Origin of the sequence: Frateuria sp. Soil773, from assembly GCF_001428405.1 — a bacterium.
In the GTDB taxonomy this organism is placed as follows: domain Bacteria; phylum Pseudomonadota; class Gammaproteobacteria; order Xanthomonadales; family Rhodanobacteraceae; genus LMSL01.
Genome location: NZ_LMSL01000014.1, coordinates 99,840 through 120,863, shown reverse-complemented (window position 1 = coordinate 120,863; position 21,024 = coordinate 99,840). Strand labels below are relative to the sequence as shown.

Below are 21,024 nucleotides of genomic sequence, written 5' to 3'. Positions count from 1 at the left end.
GCGAGGTGACGCATGAGCGACAAGCTGTTCCAGTTCCTCGACCTGCCGCGCCAGCCGCCGCGCGCGGTGCCGGTGGCGATCCGCGTGCTCGGCTACGGCGAGATCGCCGGTGACTTCGCGGCGCCCGACGCCGCCGCCCAGGCCGGACGCTGCATCGACTGCGGCAACCCGTACTGCGAGCACGCCTGCCCGGTGCACAACTACATCCCGAACTGGCTGAAGCTGGTGCAGGAAGGCCGCTTGTTCGAAGCCGCCACGCTGATGCACGAGACCAACCCGCTGCCGGAGATCTGCGGCCGCGTCTGCCCGCAGGACCGCCTGTGCGAAGGCGCCTGCACGCTGGAGCAGGGCGACTTCGGCGCGGTGACGATCGGCAGCATCGAGCGCTCGATCACCGACGAGGCGTTCCGCCAGGGCTGGCGGCCGGACCTCTCGGCGGTGCGCGAGACCGGCCACCGCGTCGCCGTGGTCGGCGCCGGCCCGGCCGGGCTGGCCTGCGCCGATCGGCTGCGCCATGCCGGCGTCGCGGTGGACGTGTTCGACCGCCAGCGCGAGATCGGCGGCCTGCTCACCTTCGGCATCCCGCCGTTCAAGCTGGACAAGGCGGTGGTGCGCACGCGCCGCGCGGTGCTCGAAGGCATGGGGGTGAGGTTCCATCTCGGCGTGGAGATCGGCCGCGACATCCGTTTCGAGGCCCTGCTGGCCGACTACGACGCGGTATTCATCGGCACCGGCGCCTACCGCTACGTGGACGGCGCGCTGCCCGGCCGCGAGCTGGACGGCGTGCACGACGCGCTGCCGTTCCTGGTCGCCAATGTGGACCGCTTGCTCGACGGCGCGCGCCTGCCGCCGGTGCTCGATCTCGCCGGCAAGCACGTGGTGGTGCTCGGCGGCGGCGATACCGGCATGGACTGCAATCGCACCGCGATCCGCCTCGGCGCGGCGTCGGTCACCTGCGTATACCGCCGCGACGAGGCGAGCATGCCCGGCTCGTGCCGCGAGGTCGGCTACAGCCGCGAGGAAGGCGTGCGCTTCCTGTTCCACCGGCAGCCGCTGGAACTGCTCGGCAGCGAGGGCAGGGTGCGTGCGGTGCGCGTGATCGGCACCGCGCTGGCCGACGACGGCACCGGCCGCGTGACGCTGCAGCATGTCGAGGGCAGCGAGAGCGAGCTGCGCGCCGACGTGGTGATCCAGGCGTTCGGTTTCCGCCCGAGCCCGCCGGCCTGGTGCGCGCAGCACGGCATCGCGCTGGACGCCGCCGGCCGCGTGCTCGCCGGGCAGGACGGGCGCCTGCCGTTCCAGACCGGCCACCCGAAGGTGTTCGCCGGCGGCGACAACGTGCGCGGCGCCGACCTGGTGGTGCGCGCGGTGCACGACGGCCGCGAGGCGGCGGCCTCGATCGTCCGCAGCCTGGGCGAGGCCCGCGTAGGCAGGGCGGCGCAGGACGCGGCGTGAGCCGTTGCGCCGCGGTCGCCGGAGCGCGGCCGCTAGCTGTGATGTTTCAAGAGGTTGTTTCGCCGCGCCACAACCGATGGTGTAGATGAGAGCCTGTTCAAAATTTCCCTGTCGGACTGGAATCCCTTCATGTTCCCCTGCTCGTCATTCCTGCGGCCGTTGAGAGCCGCTGGGATGACGTTTCATAGGGAATGCCCAGGGGATTTTGAACAGCTTCTGAGGCCAGNNNNAGGCAGCCATGAACCCAGGGCTTGCCCCTTTTGTTCTCACCCGCTGTCCCTCTTTTACGCGACGACCGAGCGTCAGCCTTGTCTCGATTCCGAAACAACGTGTTGATAATCGACAGCTAGCGCCGCGCCGGTGCCGGCCGGCATCGCGCGGCGCCTGGCGATGCCGGCGTGCTTTGCATCGCGGCGATGGCGGGCGATGATGCCCGATCCTCAGTGCCGAGTGCCGCCATGTGCCTGATCGCCTTTGCCTGGAACGCGCATCCGCGCTGGCGGTTGCTGCTGGCGGGCAACCGCGACGAATTCCATGCGCGCCCGAGCGCGCCGCTGGCGCGCTGGCGCGACCGGCCGATCGTCGGCGGACGCGATCTCGAAGCCGGCGGCACCTGGCTCGGCGCCGACGACCGCGGCCGCTGCGCGGTGGTCACCAACGTGCGCGATCCGCGCGATCCCCAGCGCGGCGCCTCGCGCGGCCTGCTCGCCAGCGACTACCTGGCCGGCACGCCGGATGCGGCGGAGCATGCCCGGGCCCTGCTCGCGGTGGCGGCGGACTACCGGCCGTTCAACCTGCTCACCTTCGACGCGCGCGATGCGTTCTACCTCGGCAACCGCCCGGAGTCCCGCGCGCAGGCCGTGACGGCCGGCGTGCACGGCCTGTCGAATGCCGACTTCAACACGCCATGGCCCAAGACGCGCGCCCTGATGCGGCGGATGCGGCATTGGCTCGACCATGGCGGCGAAGAGGATTTCGCGCCGCTGTTCGCGGCATTGGCCGACGAGAGGCCGGCACCCGACGCCGAGCTGCCCGATACCGGCGTGGGGCTGGAGCGCGAGCGCCTGCTGTCGCCCGCCTTCATCCGCGGCGAACGCTACGGCACGCGCGCCAGCACGGTGGTGGCGATCGGCCACGACGGGCGCGGCATGATCGTGGAGCGTCGGTTCGGCCCGGACGGCCGTCCGGAAGGCGAGAGCGCCGAGGCGCTCGGCGCCTGATCCCTCACGCCTGCGGATCGGCGAAGCGGGCCGTGGCCAGGTCGAGCCATGGCGTGCACAGCAGGGTCTGCTGGTCGACGATACGGTAGCTCGCTTGCCACACCCCGTCGCCGGCGCCGGTCGCCGGCCGGAAGCCCTCGGCGGGGAAGGGCGCCACCCCGAGGCAGTAGCGCACGCGCCCGACGCCGGGCGGCACGTCGACGGTGAACGTGTCGGCGCGGCTCGCGCCGGCATCGAGCCGGCCGGCCAGCGGGATGTGCGGCACGATCGGCGGCGGCTTGCGCAGCGGCATCGCTCGGTGGCTGAAGGTGAGGCCGCCGTCGTCGTCCGCCTGCAGCGGCGGAGCGGGCTTGCCCGGTTCGAGCTGATGCGTGCGCAATTGCATGCTGTCGCCGCGGTCGAACACCGCCAGCGGCTCCGTGCCGGTGTTGTGCAACCGGTAACGCACCGCCAGCTTGCGCGTGGCGGCGTCGTAGCGGGCCTCGACGTCGAGCGACGCCGGGGCGCTGCGGACCGTGGTGGTGCTGGCGGCTGGCGGCATGGCGCGACTCGTCGGGGCGATCGCGGCGGCCAGCACCGCGATCGGGAACAGCGGACGGAACGGCTGAAAGGGCATGGGCTGAGCCTAGCGCAGGGCAGGTGCGCAACGGAACCTGCCGGGACGGAATTTGCCGGAACGAAAAGCGGGATGCCCACCAAGGTACGCATCCCGCTTCGGTCTACGTATCCCGCTCCGGTCGTCGATCCCTGAAGCTGGTTCACGATCTATCCGGCGGTCCGGCCGCCTCGTCGTCATTCCTGCGAGGCGCTTTTCAACAGCCGAAGGGTTGGCCAGGCAGGACAAAAGCGAGCCTTGCGAGCGTCGAACAGCCGAAGGCTGGCCCCGAAGGGGCGAGCGCAGCGAGTCATCCAGCGACCGTTTCCTCGAAAGGCCAAAGACGCTGGACCCCAGCTCTTACCCCCTTTTCGGGGTTCGCTTGGATGACGTTTCATAGGGGACGCCTGGGGATCGGTGGGCAACCCCGAGAACCTAGAGGGCGTAGTGCAGGCGCGGGTCCAGGCCCATCTCCGCGCGCAAACCGTTCTCGGTCAGCGCGAAGGGGTTGGCCGTGGTCCTGGGCGTGGACGGGTCGCCGTCGAAATCGTAAGGCGTGCCGGTGTTGTCCAGGCCCACGGCCTGGCGCTCGGAGTTGGGCACGCCGGCATCGGCATCCTGCCGGTCCGGGCCATCGTAGGTGCCCGGCTGGAAGACGCCGTTCACCGCGTCGTAGGCATGCGACATCTCGTGGTACAGCACGCCCACCGGCGCCGGGAATTCGGGAATGCGGAACGACGGGTTGTAGGCGATCACCGCATCGTCGCCCTTGCCGGCGCGGCCGTTCACCAGCTCGGTGTCGGCCCAGCCGTTGCCGGTCTCGGACGGCATGGTGTAGCCGTTGTCCTCGTTCTGCAGTTCGCGGATGGTCACCGTGTTGCCCTTGGCGGCGGCCTTGTCGTATTCGGCCAGCATCTGCTGGCCGGCGGGCGAGGCGCGCAGGAAGGCGATGTCGGCCTCCACGCGCTGGCGGAAGGCGTCGGAGCCTTCCACCTTCAGGCCTTTGGCACCCAGCGAGGGATCGATCGCCACGTTCACCACGCGGGCACCGTCGGCGCCGCCGAGGTCGTCCGTCTTCTTCGCGTACACGGTGTCGGCCTTGCCGCCGCTGACGCTGTCCTTGCCCGCGCCGGCGTAGATCGCGCTGGTGCCGCCATGGCTGTCGATGGCGTCGTCGCCGTCGCCGCCGCTGAGGATGTTCTTGCCGGTGCCGCCGGCGATCGTGTCGTTGCCCGCGCCGCCGTCGATGAAGTTGCCGCCGTTTCCGCCGGCCAGCTCGTCGTTGCCGTCGCCGCCGTAGATGATGTTGTGGCCGCTGCCGCCGGTGACCTTGTCGTCGCCGTCGCCGGCCTCGACGTAGTTGTCGCCGCTGCCGGTGACGATGGCGTCCTTGCCGTCGCCGCCGAACACCGTGGACATGCCCGCGCCGGTGCTCACCGTGTCGTCGCCCGCGCCGGCGTCGACGATCAGGTTCACCTTCACGTCGGAGGCGACGGCGACGGTGTCGTTGCCGTCGCCGGTGCGGAAGGTCAGGGTCTGGCCCTGGGCCAGCTCGACCTGGTAGTCCTCGCCGTTGACCTTGACGCTGACGCTGCCGTCGCGGTTGTTCGCCACCTGTACCTGGTCGTCGGCGCCGCCGGTGGTGAACACCAGCTGGTCGGAGCTGACGTAGCGCTGGCCGCGGCCGGCGTCGGCCAGGGTGCGCTCGCGCTGGATCGACACGTTGGCGTTCTGCTGGAACGGATCGACCTGGATGGTCTTGCCGTCGGTGGTCTGGCGCGTGGTCTGCCGGCCGCCGTTGGTGGCGTTGCCGTCGATGCGGGTGGCCTCGCCGTTGCCGGGAAGCGGCCGGGTCGCCAGCCGCAGGTCCGATCCCGTGCCTTCCGTCGCCGGTAGCGGGTTCCAGTAGCCCTGGCTGGCGCCGTTGGTGGTTTGCGCGATGGTCGTCATGGTGCCGCCTCGTCGTGTTAAAACGATTGTTTGAATCTAGGCGCGTGCGGCGGCGGCGTCATGCTGGGGCGATCCCCAGCTAGGGATATCCCGAGGTCGGAAGCGAGGTTCCACAGGAGTGTGGCAGCAGGGCATGACCGCTCGCGTCCGGAAATAAACCAGTTCGTTTTTGCAACATGTGCCACTTAAAATTGTGATGGCAAGAGCTAGGCTGCCAAAGCCAATCGACCAGGGAGGTCACCATGGACGGCAGTCATGGAAGCAAGAAGCCTCGTCGCCCCATTCGCATCGTCGCGTTCGCAGCACCCGGCGCCAGAACCCATCTCGGCGACGAAGTCGTCAGCGCCAGCGGCACGGTGGGGAACCTGGGGCGGCGCATCGCGCTGGCGGGCGGCGTTGTCCGGCACCCGGAACTCGGCGATGCCCTCATCACGACAAGCGAGTCGCCCGTGCGAAGCAAAGGCCGGCCGCTTGCCCCTGTTGGCAGCCTCGCCAGCCGGGAAGGCGAATTCGTCCTGGATGGCGGGCAGCGCTGCTTCGCGCTTCTCGAATACGAAGACGGGTGGATCGAGGGGCGCGGCCTCAACTCCAACCAGGATCGGGTGCCCTGATGGCCGGGCGCGGCGTCATCCGGTTGGGCGACCCCACGACCGGCGGCGGCAAGGTCATCAGTTGCGCCTTGGGCAGCTTCTATACGGTCATGAATATCCCGGGAGCTGTTTATGGCGACATGGCTACCTGCCTCAAGCACAAGGGCGTCTTTCCCTTTGTTGAATGCGACAACAGCACCACCTTCAACGATCGCGGCGTGGTGCTGGAAGGGCACAAGCTGGCCTGCGGCTGCTCGGCCATTTCCACCGTTTCGGTGACCCACACCGTAGCGCCTTCCGCGCCGCAGTTCGCGCCTGCGGCCGCGGCTGCATCCATGCCGGCGATGGCCGGCGACGGCAACCTCGCGCAGGCGGCTTACGGCGATCCGCGGGAATGGACGGCGGATACCGGCGACGGCTCCGCCACGCCAAGGCACGTGCTGGTGACCTTGCGCATCGGGGTGTTCTTCGACGGCACCGGGAACAATGCCGACAATGCGTTCATCGGCGAGCAGTGCCGCGCGCGAGCGCGCAACGAGGCGGAACACACCGTACTGCTGGCCGGTTGCGAACACAGCCGGGACATCAGCTACAACAACAGCCAGACCAATATCGTCAAGCTGTTCAACCTGTACCCTAACGATGCCGACAAAATCGTCTTGGACCACAGCGGCGACTACTTCTTGCGAGTGTATGTCGAGGGCATCGGCACCTACAGCGGCAAGGGTGACAGCTTGTCCGACGCCGCGACCGGTGCTGGTGGCGACAGCGGCATGTACGAGCGCGTGGAGCAGGCCTTCCACCGTTTGTTGAAGAGGGTGTTGGGACAGTTCTCCAAGACACACGGTGATGCCTACGTAGGAGGCATCGAACTGGACGTCTTCGGCTTTTCGCGCGGCGCCGCTGCCGCGAGGCACTTCCTGCACGAGGTCAACAGGAAGGCGATGGGGCCGCTGGGCACGGTGATTCCCGGCAGCAACCTCAAGCTCAAGCCGGGGTTCCAATGGGCCAGCGATCTGCGGGCCGGATTCGTGGGGCTCTACGAAAGCGTGGCCCACCTGGGCATCGGGCCCGACCGCCCGGTCAAGGATCAAGCCACGCGCGGGCTCTATCTCGGCCTTCCCGAGGGATGCGCAAGCCGTGGCGTCGTGCACCTGACCGCGCGCGACGAGCACCGGCTCAATTTCCCGCTCACCTCGGCCGCGCTGCCCTACAGGGACATTCCGTTGCCCGGGGTGCATTCCGACCTGGGCGGCGGCTATCTGGACGAGGCGCGCGAATTGGTCTACCTGACCGAGCCGGTGCTGTCACGCGAGCCGCTGATTGGCCCGCTCCAGGCCAGCCGCGCCTACCGGCAAGCCAGCAGGCAACTGCTTGTCGAACGCGCCAGGGACCCTGCCAACGCGGCATCCATGCACGTGCACGCATGGGACGCGCCGGATGGATCGGCGCAGATGGAGCGTTTCGGCATCCGGACCGTCGCCGCAAGCGTGCGCATGGAGCGCACGCTATCTAGTGCCTATGCAAACGTGACGTTGAGGGTCATGCACCAACTCGCGGCGGAAGCGGGCATACCATGGAAGCAGTCGCCGGACGATCTGCCGAGCCTGCGTCTTCCCGAAGAACTCAAGCCCATTGCTGCAAAGTTGCTTGCGTACGCGCATAACGGAGGCGATATGGGTCTTACACCTAGCGAGGATCGATTGTTGCGACAGCGCTACCTGCACTGCTCCGCACACTGGAATCTGGCCCAGGACGAGGCGGTTTCCGGGCTGACCGTGCTCTACATCAACCGCCCCACGGCCAACGGCAAGCGCGTCGTCTTTCCCAATGACGGAGACGTCGTATGAGGCCTGGCTGGTCGATGCTGCTTGGCTGCCTGCTGGTGCTGGGCGGCTGCGTCAATGAGGAACATCTGCCTTACCCGTCGTGGTATCTGGCCTTCAGGGCTGCACCAAACACGCAGGTATGGATGGAATCGGCCCAGGTCGAGGATGTGGCCGGCCGGCATTTCAGCGGCTACGAGGTAGGTGCCCTGGGGAGTGACGAGTTCAATCCCGCCTGGAAAGGCTGGCCGTCAGGTTATGTTTTTGGCTCGGGTAAAGATGTGGTCGGCGCTGCGCTGCCGACGCGTATCTACGTGCGCTGGCAATCGCTGGTGGAGCCGCAGACCTATAGCGTGACGCTGGAGATACCCGATGTGGTGCGCAGGAAGATGCTTACCAAGGGCCCTCTCGGCCCGCCAAGTACTCCCGGCTCCTCGCAAACCGAGCCCGATAGTGAATGGCGTTACTACAACAACGTCGTCATCGAGNGCCGGGCGGCATGGTCAAGGTCTGGCTGACCGGGACCGCGACCACGGCCGTACCCGTGATGTGTGTGAAGGCCCATGTGGAGCCATTGGGGCCGGACCTTGGAAAATACGGCGGGGAATACGTAACCCTGTCGCCAAAACTGAAGGAGTACCTCAAGCAACATCCCATCCCCTACGACTCATGGAAATGCGACAAGCCGTGAGACGTGGATGGCTGATGCTGCTTGGCTGCCTGCTGGCACTGGGCGGCTGCGCCAGCGAGAAACGCTTGCCCTACGAGGCCTGGCGACTTGGTTTCATCGCGCCGGTGCACATGGAGGTGTGGGTGGAGTCGGGCGAAGTAGACGATGTCGCCGGACGGCATTTCAGCGGATATGAAACCGGCACGGCAGCCATTGGCTACGAAGGCGATCCGGCGGGATGGACAGCAAACCCAAGTGAAGGGAAGGGCCGCTTTGTTGTCGGTGCTGCCTTGCCGAAGCGAATCGAGGTGCGTTGGCAATCACTGGTGGAGCCACAGGCCTACCGGGTCACGCTTGATATTCCCGATGCCATGCGCCGACAGATGCTCACGCAAGGCCCGCCCGACCCAACGCATGCCATGCTGCCGGAGGATCGCTATTACAACTTGGTCACGATCGGTCTTGCACCGGGAGGCTGGGTGAAAGTGTGGGTAAGCGGCGGGGTCGAAAAGGCCATCCCGATGATGTGCGTGAAGGCCGATGTGGTACAGGGTGGGCCACATGAAGGAAAGCTCACATTTGGCAAAAGGTCAAAATATTGGCCACTTTCGGAACATACCAAGAGCTATCTAGAGACCCATCCGGTTCCTTACGACTCATGGAAGTGCGACAAGCCATGAAATGTGGATGGTCGATGCTGCTTGGCTGCCTGCTGATGCTCTGCGGCTGCGTCAGCGAAGAACATTTGCCCTACCGGTCGTGGCATCTGGCTTTCCGGACCGAGCCCAATGTCCAGGTATGGATGGAATCGGCCCAGATCGAGGATGTGGCCGGTCGGCATTTCAGTGGCTACGAGGTGGGAGCGATCGGGGATGACGAGTTCGATCCCGCCGCAAAAGGCTGGCCCTCGGGCTACGTACATGGATCAGGCAAGTATGTCGCCGGGGCAGCATTGCCGGCGCGCATCTACGTGCGCTGGCAATCGCTGGTGGAGCCGCAGACCTACAGCGTGACGCTGGACATACCCGATACCGTGCGCAGGAAGATGCTCACGGAGGGGCCGCCTGACCCTAACCCGGGGCAAGGCAGGCCCAACAGCGACTGGCGCTACTACAACAATATGGTCATCAGTNGCCGGGCGGCATGGTCAAGGTCTGGCTGACCGGGACCGCGACCACGGCCGTACCCGTGATGTGCGTGAAGGCCCATGTAGAACCCGTGGGACCCTATGGTGGCCGGTCGAATGGCAAGTACCGCCCGCTCACTCAAGCGGCAAAAGCCTACTACCAGACGCATTCCATCCCTTACGATTCATGGAAATGCGACAAGCTGTGAGGCGTGGCCGGTCGATGCTGCTTGGTTGTTTGCTGGTGCTGGGTAGTTGCACCAGCGAAGGGCCATTTGCCTATTCATCACGGCGTCCGCCCCAAGAACGAGTCTGATCTTGCTCGTCATTCCGGCTTTCGACGGGATGGCGGGCAAGAAGCCTCAGGATTGGCCCTGCGCCGTGCCGTGTATCGCTCAGGCCCTGATCTCGCCGTCGAGGTAGTACCAGCGGCCGTCCTCGCGCACGAACTGGCTGACCTCGTGCATGCGCTGCGCCTTGCCGCCGCCGTAGCGCAGGCGCGCCACGAACTCGACCGTGGCGTGCCCGTCGCGTTCCTCGTGCCGCTTCACGTCCAGCCCCAGCCAGCTTGGCGCGGGCTGCTGTGCGGCCAGCTTGAGATGGTCCGGCCGCGTGCTGGCGTGCCAGGTGGCAAGCAGGTAGTCCTCGCGCTTGAGCACGTAGGCGCTGTAGCGCGAGCGCATCAGCGCCTCCGCGGTGGCGGCGGCGGCGCCGTCGTGCAGCGGCCCGCAGCAATGCGTGTAGCCGGCGCGGTTGCCGCAGGGGCAGGGGGTGAGGGTGTCGATGGCTTGCACGTTCGGAAGGTCGGGAGCGGCGCGCCGCGCGCCGCGATGGCCCCATCCTGACGGCTTGGCCGGAAATTGCAACGCACCGCACGGCCGACGGACCCTGCGGGAAGTCATGGTAGGAAGGCGGCGCCCCCGTCGCTACAGTCGAAAGGCTGCGCGGAGCCGCACGCCTCGCCCATCCCGGACTTCGTCACGGCCGCCGCGGCAACGGCGCGCCCGCCCTGGAGGTTTTCCATGCGTATCGCCCGATCCCTGTCGTCCGCCACGGTGCTGGCCGCCGCGCTCGCCGCGTGCCTCGGCGCCGGCCTCGCCAACGCGCAGACCGCGCCGCTGACGCCGGACATCCCCGCCAAATACGACGCGCCGACCACCGCCAACGACTACGTCAAGCGCGAGGTGATGATCCCGATGCGCGACGGCGTGAAGCTGCACACCGTCATCGTGATCCCCAAGGGCGCGAAGCACGCGCCGATCCTGTTCACCCGCACGCCGTACAACGCCAGCGGCCGCGCCGAGCGGCTGGATTCGCCGCACATGCTCGACCTGCTGCCGCAGGGCGACGAGGTGTTCGTGCGCTCCGGGTACATCAGGGTTTTCCAGGACGTGCGCGGCAAGTACGACTCGGAGGGCGACTACGTGATGACGCGGCCGCTGCGCGGCCCGCTCAACACCAGCGAGGTGGACCACTCCACCGACGCCTACGACAGCATCGACTGGCTGGTGAAGCACCTGCCCGAATCGAACGGCAAGGTCGGCATGCTCGGCTCCTCCTACGAGGGCTTCACCGTGGTGATGGCGCTGGTGAATCCGCATCCGGCCCTGAAGGTGGCCGCGCCGGAGAGCCCGATGGTGGACGGCTGGATGGGCGACGACTGGTTCCACTACGGCGCCTTCCGCCAGACCAACTTCGACTACATCAGCGGGCAGACCGCGCAGAAAGGCAAGGGCAGCGGCCTCGCGCGTGAGGGCTTTGACGACTACACGAACTTCCTGCGCGCCGGCTCGGCCGGCGACTATGCGCGCGCCCACGGCCTCGAGCAGCTGCCGTTCTGGCGCAAGGTGCACGAGCATCCGGCCTACGACGGTTTCTGGCAGGGCCAGGCGCTGGACAAGGTGATGGCGGCGCAGCCGCTGAAGGTGCCCATCATGTGGCTGCAGGGCCTGTGGGACCAGGAAGACATGTGGGGCGCGATCCACAGCTACGAGGCGGTCGAACCGAAGGACAGCGGCAACACGAAGAACTTCCTGGTGATGGGGCCGTGGCGGCACAGCCAGGTCAACTACGCGGCGTCCTCGCTCGGTGCGCTGCAATGGGACGGCGATACCGCACTGCAGTTCCGTCGCGACGTGCTCAAGCCGTTCTTCGACCAGTACCTGGTCGACGGCGCACCCAAGGCCGATACGCCGCCGGTGCTGATCTACAACACCGGCGAGAACCACTGGGACCGCTACAAGGCGTGGCCGCTGAGCTGCGACAAGGGCTGTGCCGCGAAAGCGCAGCCGCTGTACCTGGAGGCGAACGGGACGCTGTCGTTCGAGGCGCCGGCGAACACGGACGCGAAGTACGACGAGTACGTCTCCGACCCGGCCAAGCCGGTGCCATACGTGCCGCGCCCGGTGAGCTTCGCCGATCGCATATCGTGGACGACCTGGCTGGTGCACGACCAGCGCTTCGTCGACGGCCGTACCGACGTGCTCACCTACGTCAGCGAACCGCTGAAGGCGCCGCTGCACATCGGCGGCGCGCCTCAGGTGAACCTGTATGCCTCCACCAGCGGCAGCGACAGCGACTGGGTGGTGAAGCTGATCGACGTGTATCCCGACTCGGTGGCATCGAACCCGGACATGGGCGGCTACGAGCTGCCGGTCTCGCTGGACATCTTCCGTGGCCGCTACCGCACCAGTTTCGAGCATCCGCAGGCGATCGCGCCCGACCAGCCGCTGCCCTACCGCTTCGGCCTGCCCACCGCGAACCATGTGTTCCAGCCCGGCCACCGGATCATGGTGCAGGTGCAGTCCAGCCTGTTCCCGCTGTACGACCGCAACCCGCAGACCTACGTGCCGAACATCTTCGACGCGAAGCCGGCGGACTACGTCAAGGCGACCCAGCGCGTATGGCACGCGCCGGACACGGCGAGCTTCATCAGCCTGCCGGTGGTGCCGGCGAAGTAGGCGGTTGCCGGGCGAGGCATGGCCTGCGTGCGGGCCATGCCTTTCCTCAGGCGGAACCGCGGCGCCAGATCCGGCAGCGGTTGTTGGCCGGCATGGCGCGATCCTCCACCAGCGCGAAGCCGGCGGCCAATGCCAGCGCATCGGCCGCTTCGGCGTCGCGGATGGCCATGTGCGCGCCGCGCGCCTTCAGCCACTGGTCGAAGGCCGCATTGCTGTCGCTGCCGTAGCGGCCGCCCTGGTTGAAGGGGCCGTAGATCGCCAGCACGGCGTCGGCGGTGGTGACCTGCGGCAGGCGCGCGAACAGTCGCTCGACCTCGTGCCACGCCATGATGTGCAGCGTGTTGGCGCTGAACACGGCGTCATGGCGCGTGGACGGCCAGTTGCCGGCGACGTCCAGCTCGATCGGCGCCGGCGTATTGGGCAGCGCCGCCTCGTCCAGCCAGGCCCGGATGCCGGGCAGGTTCTCCGCACGGTCCGAGCACTGCCACGCCAGGTGCGGCAGCGCGGCGGCGAAGTGCACCGCGTGCTGGCCGGTGCCGCTGCCGATCTCCAGCACGCGGCGGCGGTCGGCGAAATGCTCGCGCAGCACCGCGAGGATCGGCTCGCGGTTGCGCTCGCAGGAGGGCGAGAAAGGCTTCTCCAACGGCGGATCAGGCCGGGCGGCCGCGCAGTACACGTGCCGGCAGCATCAGCAGTGCGCCGAGGAAGGCGAACACCGCGGTAACCGTGATGCCGACCAGGCGGAAGGGCAGCATCAGCAGCCACACGATCGGGTACAGCACCAGTGCCAGCAGCGCGATCGGCCAGCAGAACACCAGCAGCAACAGCCAAAGCAGGAAACCGGCCATGGAGGAACCTCGCGGCGAAGTAGGGTAGGCCGACTCTAGCGCCGCACGTGCGCTGCGCGTAGATGTCTTGCGGCACCCCCTGCCCGCAGACAGGCTTTCACACCATCGGGTTCACGCCGATCAGCCATTGATGCAGCAGGAAGGCGAAAAGCGCCCAGAGGGCGAGGCCGGCCACCACGCTGATGGCATCCCCCTTCGGCGTGCCGGCCGGATACGTGGTGCCGGCCAGCCGGTCGCGCCGGCGCGATACGGCGAACAGCACGATCGACCACGCCAGGAATGCCCCGAACAGCACCACGTCGTGCAGCATGCCGGCGGCGAGCAGGTGGCCGAATGCCCACACCTTCACGCCCAGCACCTGCGGATGGCCGAGCTTCGCCTTGAAATGGTTGTTCGGCACGCGCGCCGCCGCGAACAGCACGAAGGCGATCAGGGTGAACAGCGCATTGAGATGGCGCAGCCACAGCGGCGGCACGTAAAGCAGCACCGGCTGCTGGCGCGCCAGCCCGAAGCCCCAGCAGATCAGCACGAAGCCGACGATCGCCACGACCGAGTACGCGGCCTTCCAGGGCTTCTCGCCCAGCCGGGCGAACTGCCGGTTGCGCCAGTCGTTGGCGAAGATGCGCAGCGAATGGACGCCGAGAAAGATCACGAGGCCGAGGATCAGCACGGGCATGGCGATTGTCTCCGGGGAGCGGGGCGGGCACGAGTATAGGCAGCCCTGCGCCGCGCAGAGGGTGACATTTGTCAGGCCGCGGGCATGATGCGCACGACCAAAGCGATGGCCTCGTCCCGCAGGACGAGGCGGCTTCCATCCGGCTGCCAGGCGTCGCCGGCGTGCAGGCGGCCGGCTTCGGTATCGATGGCGCCGCGCGCGCAGTAGACCAGGGCCACGGCCGGATCCGGCCGGTATTCGCCCGGCTCGCGCCGCACCTGCAATCCGCCGCGCGCCTGCGCGCGCCGCACCATCAGGTTGAAGTCGCGGGTGGGGCCGCCGGCCAGCCTTACCGCCACCTGCGCCTCGCCGGGAAAGGCGAACGGCTCGCACGGCGCGGTCAGTGCGTGGGTGCGGCCGTCGTCCAGCGTCATCGTGAAGCCCTCGCCGTCGAGCAGGGCGATGGTGCGGTCGATGCCGGGAAAGGACGAGAACGGCGCGGCGCTGCCGACCTCGGCGATGCTCACGCGCCACAGGAAATCGTCCATGCCCGCGGCCGGCGGATGGACGGCTATTTCGCGGGTGCGGCCGAGGCCGTTCTTCCAGGGCCGCGGCGGGCAATCGTGCAGGCGGATGATGGGATGGGGCATGGGCGGTCAGGTGTGCTGGCTAGGCGCCTCTCCGTGCTTGCGCGAAAGAGGCCGGGAAAGGAGCGGTTCGGGCTTGCGGCGAGATCTGGCGTTGCGCCCGGCACTCCGCAGGCGTTCGACGGCAGCGGCGGCGCGGCCCGCTCACGCGGTGTGCTCGATCACCCGCCGGAACGGCGGCAGCGCCTTGAGCATGCCGCTGCCGTAGCGCTTGGTGACCACGCGGCGGTCGAGCAGCACGATGCGGCCGCGGTCGTTCTCGCTGCGGATCAGGCGGCCGCAGTACTGGGTGAGCAGGCGCGTCGCCTCGGGGATCGAGACCTCGATGAACGGGTTGCGGCCGCGCGATTCCAGCCACTCGGCATAGGTCGCGCCGACCGGGTCGGTCGGCACCGCGAACGGCAGCTGGGTGATCACGACGGTCTCGCACAGCTTGCCGGGCAGGTCGAGGCCCTCGCCGAACGAGGCCAGGCCGAACAGCGTGCTGCCCTTGCCGGCCTCGATGTCGGCGGCGTGCTCGGCGATCAGTTGCGCCTTGCCCAGCGAACCTTGCGCGCGCACCTTGCGCACGTGTTCGATCGGCAGCTTCTGCAGCACGCGGTCGAGCTTCGCGCGCGAGGTGAACAGCACCAGGTTGCCCGCGTCCCAGTCGAGGTTCGCGGCCAGCCAGTCGCTGATCTCCTGCGCGTGGGCCTCGCGCGCGTCGGGCAGCGAGGCCATCGCCGGCACTTCGAGCCGTGCCTGCGCGGCGAGGTCGAACGGCGAGGGCAGGCTCAGCGTCACCGCGTCGTCCGGCAACCCCACCGCGTCGGCGAAGCCGCGGAAGTTGCCGCCGGCGCTCAGCGTCGCCGAAGTCATCACCACCCCGCTGGCGTTGCCCCACAGCACGTTGCGCAGCAACCCGCCGGCGGACACCGCCGAGGCGTGGCAGACCAGTTGCTGGTCGTTCGCCAGGGTGACCCAGCGCGCCAGCGGCGGCCCGTTGTCCGGATCGTCGCTGGACCAGGCGCGCCAGGTGCTGGCCTGCTTGCCGATGCGCTCCAGCGCGATGCCCAGCTCGCGCGACAGCGCCTCCTGGGTCGGGCCGCCGTCGGTCATCTCCACCACCGCGCGCCGCACCGCGGTCAGCCAGCGCTGCACCTCGGCGGTGAGCAGGTACAGCGCGCGCGCGTGCTCCACCCAGGCGTCCGGCAACTGGCCGAGCGAGCCCCGGTACATCGGCTCGGCCTCGCCCGGGTCGGGCAGCCAACCCAGGCGGATTTCGCGTTCGAGTTCCTCCAGCGTGTCGCTGAGTTCCTGCAGCTTGGCGTCGCCGGCATCCAGCGAGAGCTTGCCGAGGGTTTCCTTGTCGGTCAGCGAATAGGCCGCGTGCACCTGCCGGCCGAGCCGGCTCAACTGGCGCACGGTGGCGGTCATGTAGACCTCGGCGGCGCCGCGGTCGATCGCCTTGCCCGGCACGTGGTGGCCTTCGTCGAAGATGTACAGCGTCTCGTCCGGCCGCGGCAGGATCACCCCGCCCCAGCCCTCGTCCTCGCCGGGCATGGTGAGGTCGGCCAGCACCAGGTCCTGGTTGGCGACGATGATCTCGGCGTCGCCCACCGCGCGGCGCGCGGCGAAGAACGGGCAGGCCATGAACTGGCCGCACTTGCGCCCGGTGCAGCCGCCGGCGCTGGTGGTCACCATCGGGCGCAGCAGGTCGCCGACCGCGTCCGGCGCGCTGTCCATGTCGCCGTTCCATTCGCCCTTGTCGAACGCGCTCGCGAGCTTGGCCAGTGCCTGCTTGTCGCGCGCCTGCGGCGGCCGGCTCCACAGCGCCAGGTCCGCATCGAAACCGGCCAGGCCCATCTGCGCACTGTCGTTGAGGCTGTTGGCGGCCATCGCCAGGTTGCGCGGGCACAGGTAGCGGCCGCGACCCTTGGCCAGCGCCACCTTCGCCTCGATGCCGTTGAGCTTGAGGTAGAGCGGGATGTCCCGCTGCACAAGCTGTTCCTGCAAGGCCACGGTCGCGGTGGCGATCAGCAGCTTCTTCTTCTGGAAGCGCGCCACCGCGACGCCGGCGATGAGGTAGGCCATCGACTTGCCGGTGCCGGTGGGCGCCTCGATCGCCGCCGCGCCGCCCTGGCGGGCCAGCGCCTTGGCGACCTCGGCGATCATCTTTCCCTGCGAGGCGCGCGCGCGGAAGCCCGGCAGGCCGTCTTTCAGGCGCGCGTAGGCGGCGCGGATGGCGTCTTTGGTGGTGTCGGCAAGCATGGGTGGACCGGTGGCGGGCCGCCCATGTTAGCGGGCATTGGCGCCGCCGTGCCGTGAGGCTTCCGCCGGCGCAGGGCTGCCGGCCGTACCTCTCAGCCGGCCGCGGCGATCTGCCGCAAGGCCTGCTCGAACACCTCCGGCGGCTGGCCGCCGGAGATCAGGTGCTGGCGGTCGATGATGATCGCCGGCACCGAGTGGATGCCGTGGCCGGCGTAGAACTGCTCCTGCGCGCGCACCTCGTCCGCGTACAGGCCGTCGGCGAGTACGCGGCGCGCCTGCGCGCCGTCCAGGCCGGCCTTTTCGGCCACGCGCGCCAGCACGTCGTGCGAGCCGACGTCTTCGCCGTCGGTGAAGTACGCCGCGAACAGCGCATGCTTCAGCGCCTGCTGGCGCCCTTCGAGCTCGGCCCAGTGCAGCAGCCGGTGCGCGTCGAAGGTGTTGTAGATGCGGCCGCGCCGTTCCATGTCGAAGGTGAAGCCCACCGCCGCGCCGCGCTGGCGGATGCCTTCGCGGTTCTGCGCCAGTTGCGCGGCCGACATGCCGTATTTCTTCGCGAGGTGTTCGCCGACGTCCTCGCCTTCCGGCGCCATCTGCGGGTTCAGCTCGAACGGCTGGAAATGCAGCTCCGCCTCCACTTCGCCGTCGAGCCGCGCCAGCGCCTGCTCCAGCGAGTTCAGCCCCACCGCGCACCACGGGCAGGACACGTCGGAAACGAAATCGATGCGCAGTTTCCTGGCGGCGGGGGTGTTCATCGGGACATCTTCCAGGCGGGGAATGCCGCAAAGGTTGGGGTGGCCCCGGCTTGTTCAAGGCGCGGGCGCGGACCGCCGCCTGCTCAGGCCTTCCGGCGCGACGCGCCGGCGCGGCGGTCCGGCTCCTTCGCCAGCCGCTTGACGGCCGACGTCATGCCGTCCGCCACGCTGTCGAACAGCGCCGCGGGAAAATCGTCCGGCAGGCGCTTCGCCACCGCGTCGAGCACGCGCGGGGTGCGCTCGACGAGATCCCCGACCATCGCCACGGCGCGGTCGGCGAGGCCGAGGCTTTCGGCCATGCCTACCCAGTGCCAGCGGTGGATGTCGTGGATCAGGTAATGGCGGTTGCCGCCTTCCACCGCCATGGCCAGGCGGGCCTTGCGCGGGTCCATCCGGTTCGCGCCGCGGCCCTGGATCGGCCAGGTGGACAGGATGTCGTACAGCGGTGTGCGACGGTAGCGCCCGCCGGCGAGCAGGGCGAGGCTGAAGTTCTTGGCGTGGCCGTCGGTGGCGGCCATGATCCAGAACAGCAGTTGCGCCTTGAAGAAATCCTCGCGGTCCGTGCCGGCATTTTCGGAGCCGCGCAGGATGTCCATGATCCGGCGGATGCCGGGGCCGCCGTCGCTTTCGTACTTGCGGCCGGGAGGCAGGCCGGTGGCCTGGCAGAAATCTTCCTGCGGGATGCGCAGCCAGTAGTTTCCGTCGCGCGCGCGAATGCGGTCGAAGCGTTCGACGATCAGCGCCTTCCGGTCCTCGAACCGGCCGATCTCGACCCGGGCGACCGGCAGGCCGTATTCGCGCACCAGCTCCATGCACAGCCATTCCAGCTCGACCGACATGCGCATGTCGGCCTGCACGTTGCCCACCAGCCCCAGCGGCAGCTTGAAGATGTGGGTGGACGGCGTGGCGCCGTGCGGGATGCACCAGCGCCCGCGATGCCGCAGCAGCGCGGTCTTTTCCTGCGCGCCGGCGATGGACAGGCGGAACGCGTCGTCGTCGGGCGGTTCGCCCGGCAACCGGAGCGCGGTGGCGCTGCGCAGCACGTTCGCCACGCCGGCCTCGTCGAGCGGCGTGGCCTCGACGCGGCGGATGTCGCCCGGTTCCGTCCCCGCCGGCAACAACTGGATGGCGCCGACGCAGTCGCGGCCGATCGCGGCGAGCAGGTCGAACGGGGCGGTGGAGCGCGCGCCGTACCGGTCGCGCAGGCGTTGCAGGATGCGCTCGTTGTCCGGGATCAGGTTTTCGAAATACGCGGCCACCCGGTCGCCGCGCAGCGACTGGTCTCTTCCGTTGGCGGGACCGAAGGGCAACGACAGCGACAGCGGCCGCCCTTCGGCCGAGCGGATCCAGCCGGCGTCGTAGGTCAGCCGGTCGGCGCTGCCCCTGGGACGTTCCCAGGTGCCGACGAACCGGCCGTTCATCCAGATGTCGAGGGCCAGGCCGGAGGCCACGGCTACCATTCCGGCTCGGCGGCATCGCGCAGGTTCATCGCGGACTTCTCCTGCAGCAGGAGCTCCAGTCCCAGGACCTGGCACAGCCGGCAGATGCGCTCGAAGGATGCCTTGCTGGCATTGTTCTCGAGCCTGGAGAAGGCCTGCACGCTGATGCCCAGCTGCCTGGCGACGTCGGACTGGGTAAGTCCGCGGCTCAGGCGCGCGCCGCGCAGCAGGTCGCCCAACTGGGCGGGAAGGCGTATCGGCATCTGGCGCATGGTTCAACCTTCAGGTTGATTCGGCGAGATTCAATGTACAGGTTGATTCGACGCATTTCAACCTGGAGATTGAATTCAATGGCCGCCGCCATGGCCTGTCATGTCCAGCGCCACCGCCTCGGCCACCCGGATGCCGTCGACCGCGGCCGAGAGGATGCCGCCGGCGTAGCCGGCGCCTTCGCCGGCCGGGTACAGGCCGCCGGTGTTGAGGCTTTGCAGGCTGTCGTCGCGCTTGATCCGCACCGGCGAGGAGGTGCGCGTCTCGACGCCGGTAAGCACGGCGTCGTGCATGGCGAAGCCCTTGATCTGGCGGTCGAACGCAGGCAGCGCCTCGCGGATCGCGGCGATCGCGTAGTCGGGCAGCGCGCTGTCGAGGCTGCCCAGGGTGACGCCGGGCTTGAACGAGGGCTGCACCTCGCCGAACGCGTGCGAGGCGCGCGCCGCAAGGAAATCTCCGACCAGTTGGCCGGGGGCGTTGTAGTTCCCGCCGCCCAGCGTGTAGGCATGGCTCTCCAGCGCGCGCTGCAGCGCGATGCCGGCGAGCGGGCTGCCGCTGCCGTCGAAGGGCGCGAAATCGACCGGGTCGATGCCGACCACGATCGCGGCGTTGGCGTTGCGCTCGTTGCGCGAATACTGGCTCATGCCGTTGGTGACCATGCGGCCGGGCTCGCTGGTGGCCGCCACCACGGTGCCGCCGGGGCACATGCAGAAGCTGTACACCGAGCGGCCCTGGCCGGGATGTGCGCCCTTGCAGTGGTGCACCAGCTTGTAGTCGGCCGCGCCGAGGATCGGGTGGCCGGCCTGCGGGCCGAAACGGGCGCGGTCGATGAGCGACTGCGGATGCTCGATGCGGAAGCCGATCGAGAACGGCTTGGCCTCCACGTAGACGCCGCGCGCGTGCAGCATGGCGAAGGTGTCGCGCGCGCTGTGGCCGATCGCCAGCACCACGTGGTCGGTGCGGATCTGCTCGCCGCCGGCGAGCACCACGCCGCGCACCTGCCGGCGGCCGTCGCCGGCCGGTTCCAGCAGCAGGTCGTCCACGCGCTGGCCGAAGCGGATCTCGCCGCCGAGCGACTCGATCGTGGCGCGCATGTTCTCCACCATCGTCACCAGCCGGAAAGTGCCGATGTGCGGCTTGCTGACGTAGAGGATCTCCTCCGGCGCACCGGCCTCGACGAACTCGGTGAGCACCTTGCGGCCGTGGTGCTGCGGATCGCGGATCTGGCTGTACAGCTTGCCGTCGGAGAAGGTGCCGGCGCCGCCCTCGCCGAACTGCACGTTCGATTCCGGGTGCAGGTTGCGCTTGCGCCACAGGTCCCAGGTGTCCTTGGTGCGCTCGCGCACGGACTTGCCGCGGTCCAGGATGATCGGGCGGAAGCCCATCTGCGCCAGCACCAGCCCGGCGAACAGGCCGCACGGGCCGGTGCCGATCACCACCGGACGCAGCGGCAGGTCGCGCGGCGCCTGCGCCACGAAGCGGTAGCCGGTATCCGGCGCCGGCTGCACGTGGGCGTCGCCGGCGTGCCGGCGAAGCACCGCCTCCTCGTCCGCCACGTCCACGTCGAGTGCGTAGATCAGCACGATCGCGCCGCGCTTGCGCGCGTCGTAGCTGCGCTTGGCCACGCTATAGCGGATCGGCGCCTTCGCCCCGATGCCTAGTTTCGCGCGGATCGCCGCCGCGATCGCGTCCTGGGCATGGTCGAGGGGCAGCTTGATGTCGGTCAGGCGCAGCATGCGGGGTCCGTGGAAGGCAGCGATGGTTGCGGGCG

At 68.7% G+C, this 21,024-nt stretch carries 18 protein-coding genes; 6 read left to right on the top strand and 12 right to left on the bottom strand.

What is annotated here, in order from left to right; all coding sequences use genetic code 11:
- Positions 1-12: 12 nt before the first annotated feature.
- The gene (locus ASG87_RS07115; protein WP_056002949.1) at positions 13-1,455 is read left to right on the top strand and encodes an FAD-dependent oxidoreductase; all 1,443 of its coding nucleotides are present in this window, start codon (positions 13-15) and stop codon (positions 1,453-1,455) included.
- A gap of 458 nt (positions 1,456-1,913) precedes the next feature.
- Positions 1,914-2,675: an NRDE family protein gene (locus ASG87_RS07110; protein WP_056002946.1), complete on the top strand. Its 762-nt coding sequence runs from the start codon at positions 1,914-1,916 to the stop codon at positions 2,673-2,675.
- Positions 2,676-2,679: 4 nt separating this feature from the next.
- On the opposite strand, the gene ASG87_RS07105 is transcribed toward ASG87_RS07110, so the two are convergent.
- On the bottom strand, positions 2,680-3,291 hold the full coding sequence (locus ASG87_RS07105; RefSeq protein ID WP_056002943.1) for a hypothetical protein: 612 nt from the start codon (positions 3,289-3,291) through the stop codon (positions 2,680-2,682).
- 414 nt (positions 3,292-3,705) lie between these two features.
- Positions 3,706-5,220 (bottom strand): M91 family zinc metallopeptidase, encoded by a 1,515-nt coding sequence (locus ASG87_RS07100; RefSeq protein ID WP_056002940.1) that lies wholly within the window; start codon positions 5,218-5,220, stop codon positions 3,706-3,708.
- Positions 5,221-5,462: 242 nt separating this feature from the next.
- Between ASG87_RS07100 and ASG87_RS20445 the strand changes: the two genes are divergently transcribed.
- The 3 genes from ASG87_RS20445 (at position 5,463) to ASG87_RS19265 (ending at position 8,986) form a co-directional block, all read left to right on the top strand.
- Positions 5,463-5,831 (top strand): hypothetical protein, encoded by a 369-nt coding sequence (locus ASG87_RS20445; RefSeq protein WP_056002937.1) that lies wholly within the window; start codon positions 5,463-5,465, stop codon positions 5,829-5,831.
- Positions 5,831-7,660, top strand: a complete 1,830-nt coding sequence (locus ASG87_RS07090) for a PAAR domain-containing protein (RefSeq protein ID WP_056002934.1) — start codon at positions 5,831-5,833, stop codon at positions 7,658-7,660. Before ASG87_RS20445 ends, ASG87_RS07090 begins: the two co-directional genes overlap by 1 nt.
- Positions 7,661-8,341: 681 nt before the next feature.
- Entirely contained in the window at positions 8,342-8,986 is a 645-nt protein-coding gene (locus ASG87_RS19265; protein WP_235499587.1) for a DUF2931 family protein, read from the top strand.
- Between the two features lie 841 nt (positions 8,987-9,827).
- Here ASG87_RS19265 and ASG87_RS07075 read toward each other — a convergent pair.
- Positions 9,828-10,226, bottom strand: coding sequence for a YchJ family metal-binding protein (locus ASG87_RS07075; protein WP_056002925.1), 399 nt, complete (start codon positions 10,224-10,226; stop codon positions 9,828-9,830).
- Positions 10,227-10,454: 228 nt separating this feature from the next.
- On the opposite strand from ASG87_RS07075, the gene ASG87_RS07070 reads away from it, so the two are divergent.
- Complete coding sequence (locus tag ASG87_RS07070; RefSeq protein WP_056002922.1) at positions 10,455-12,392, top strand: CocE/NonD family hydrolase; 1,938 nt, start codon at positions 10,455-10,457, stop codon at positions 12,390-12,392.
- Positions 12,393-12,438: 46 nt separating this feature from the next.
- Here the strand turns inward: ASG87_RS07070 and ASG87_RS07065 are convergent, their stop codons facing one another.
- The 9 genes from ASG87_RS07065 to ASG87_RS07025 form a co-directional block, all read right to left on the bottom strand.
- A complete protein-coding gene (locus ASG87_RS07065) occupies positions 12,439-13,035 on the bottom strand; it encodes a DUF938 domain-containing protein (RefSeq protein ID WP_056002919.1) in 597 nt (198 codons plus the stop codon).
- Between the two features lie 7 nt (positions 13,036-13,042).
- Entirely contained in the window at positions 13,043-13,240 is a 198-nt protein-coding gene (locus ASG87_RS07060) for a hypothetical protein (RefSeq protein ID WP_056002916.1), read from the bottom strand.
- A 97-nt stretch (positions 13,241-13,337) separates the two neighbouring features.
- Complete coding sequence (locus tag ASG87_RS07055) at positions 13,338-13,916, bottom strand: NnrU family protein (protein WP_056002913.1); 579 nt, start codon at positions 13,914-13,916, stop codon at positions 13,338-13,340.
- A gap of 71 nt (positions 13,917-13,987) precedes the next feature.
- On the bottom strand, positions 13,988-14,545 hold the full coding sequence (locus ASG87_RS07050) for a HutD family protein (protein WP_056002910.1): 558 nt from the start codon (positions 14,543-14,545) through the stop codon (positions 13,988-13,990).
- 141 nt (positions 14,546-14,686) lie between these two features.
- Positions 14,687-16,792: an ATP-dependent DNA helicase DinG gene (gene dinG / locus ASG87_RS07045; protein WP_056002907.1), complete on the bottom strand. Its 2,106-nt coding sequence runs from the start codon at positions 16,790-16,792 to the stop codon at positions 14,687-14,689.
- A 92-nt stretch (positions 16,793-16,884) separates the two neighbouring features.
- Positions 16,885-17,544, bottom strand: coding sequence for a DsbA family oxidoreductase (locus ASG87_RS07040; RefSeq protein WP_056002904.1), 660 nt, complete (start codon positions 17,542-17,544; stop codon positions 16,885-16,887).
- Positions 17,545-17,627: 83 nt separating this feature from the next.
- Entirely contained in the window at positions 17,628-18,995 is a 1,368-nt protein-coding gene (locus tag ASG87_RS07035; protein WP_235499586.1) for a type II toxin-antitoxin system HipA family toxin, read from the bottom strand.
- A 2-nt stretch (positions 18,996-18,997) separates the two neighbouring features.
- A complete protein-coding gene (locus tag ASG87_RS07030) occupies positions 18,998-19,255 on the bottom strand; it encodes a helix-turn-helix transcriptional regulator (protein ID WP_056002898.1) in 258 nt (85 codons plus the stop codon).
- Between the two features lie 75 nt (positions 19,256-19,330).
- Positions 19,331-20,989 carry an NAD(P)/FAD-dependent oxidoreductase gene (locus ASG87_RS07025; RefSeq protein ID WP_056002894.1) on the bottom strand — a complete coding sequence of 553 codons (1,659 nt, stop codon included), beginning with the start codon at positions 20,987-20,989 and terminating at the stop codon, positions 19,331-19,333.
- Positions 20,990-21,024 lie beyond the last annotated feature (35 nt).

What these genes read in the sequence shown, in the direction of transcription:
- ASG87_RS07115 (WP_056002949.1), top strand. Translation starts at nt 13, where the DNA reads ATGAGCGACAAGCTGTTCCAGTTCCTCGACCTGCCGCGCCAGCCGCCG.
- ASG87_RS07110 (WP_056002946.1), top strand. Translation starts at nt 1,914, where the DNA reads ATGTGCCTGATCGCCTTTGCCTGGAACGCGCATCCGCGCTGGCGGTTG.
- ASG87_RS07105 (WP_056002943.1), bottom strand. Translation starts at nt 3,291, where the DNA reads ATGCCCTTTCAGCCGTTCCGTCCGCTGTTCCCGATCGCGGTGCTGGCC.
- ASG87_RS07100 (WP_056002940.1), bottom strand. Translation starts at nt 5,220, where the DNA reads ATGACGACCATCGCGCAAACCACCAACGGCGCCAGCCAGGGCTACTGG.
- ASG87_RS20445 (WP_056002937.1), top strand. Translation starts at nt 5,463, where the DNA reads ATGGACGGCAGTCATGGAAGCAAGAAGCCTCGTCGCCCCATTCGCATC.
- ASG87_RS07090 (WP_056002934.1), top strand. Translation starts at nt 5,831, where the DNA reads ATGGCCGGGCGCGGCGTCATCCGGTTGGGCGACCCCACGACCGGCGGC.
- ASG87_RS19265 (WP_235499587.1), top strand. Translation starts at nt 8,342, where the DNA reads ATGCTGCTTGGCTGCCTGCTGGCACTGGGCGGCTGCGCCAGCGAGAAA.
- ASG87_RS07070 (WP_056002922.1), top strand. Translation starts at nt 10,455, where the DNA reads ATGCGTATCGCCCGATCCCTGTCGTCCGCCACGGTGCTGGCCGCCGCG.
- ASG87_RS07060 (WP_056002916.1), bottom strand. Translation starts at nt 13,240, where the DNA reads ATGGCCGGTTTCCTGCTTTGGCTGTTGCTGCTGGTGTTCTGCTGGCCG.
- ASG87_RS07055 (WP_056002913.1), bottom strand. Translation starts at nt 13,916, where the DNA reads ATGCCCGTGCTGATCCTCGGCCTCGTGATCTTTCTCGGCGTCCATTCG.
- ASG87_RS07050 (WP_056002910.1), bottom strand. Translation starts at nt 14,545, where the DNA reads ATGCCCCATCCCATCATCCGCCTGCACGATTGCCCGCCGCGGCCCTGG.
- dinG (WP_056002907.1), bottom strand. Translation starts at nt 16,792, where the DNA reads ATGCTTGCCGACACCACCAAAGACGCCATCCGCGCCGCCTACGCGCGC.
- ASG87_RS07040 (WP_056002904.1), bottom strand. Translation starts at nt 17,544, where the DNA reads ATGAACACCCCCGCCGCCAGGAAACTGCGCATCGATTTCGTTTCCGAC.
- ASG87_RS07030 (WP_056002898.1), bottom strand. Translation starts at nt 19,255, where the DNA reads ATGCGCCAGATGCCGATACGCCTTCCCGCCCAGTTGGGCGACCTGCTG.
- ASG87_RS07025 (WP_056002894.1), bottom strand. Translation starts at nt 20,989, where the DNA reads ATGCTGCGCCTGACCGACATCAAGCTGCCCCTCGACCATGCCCAGGAC.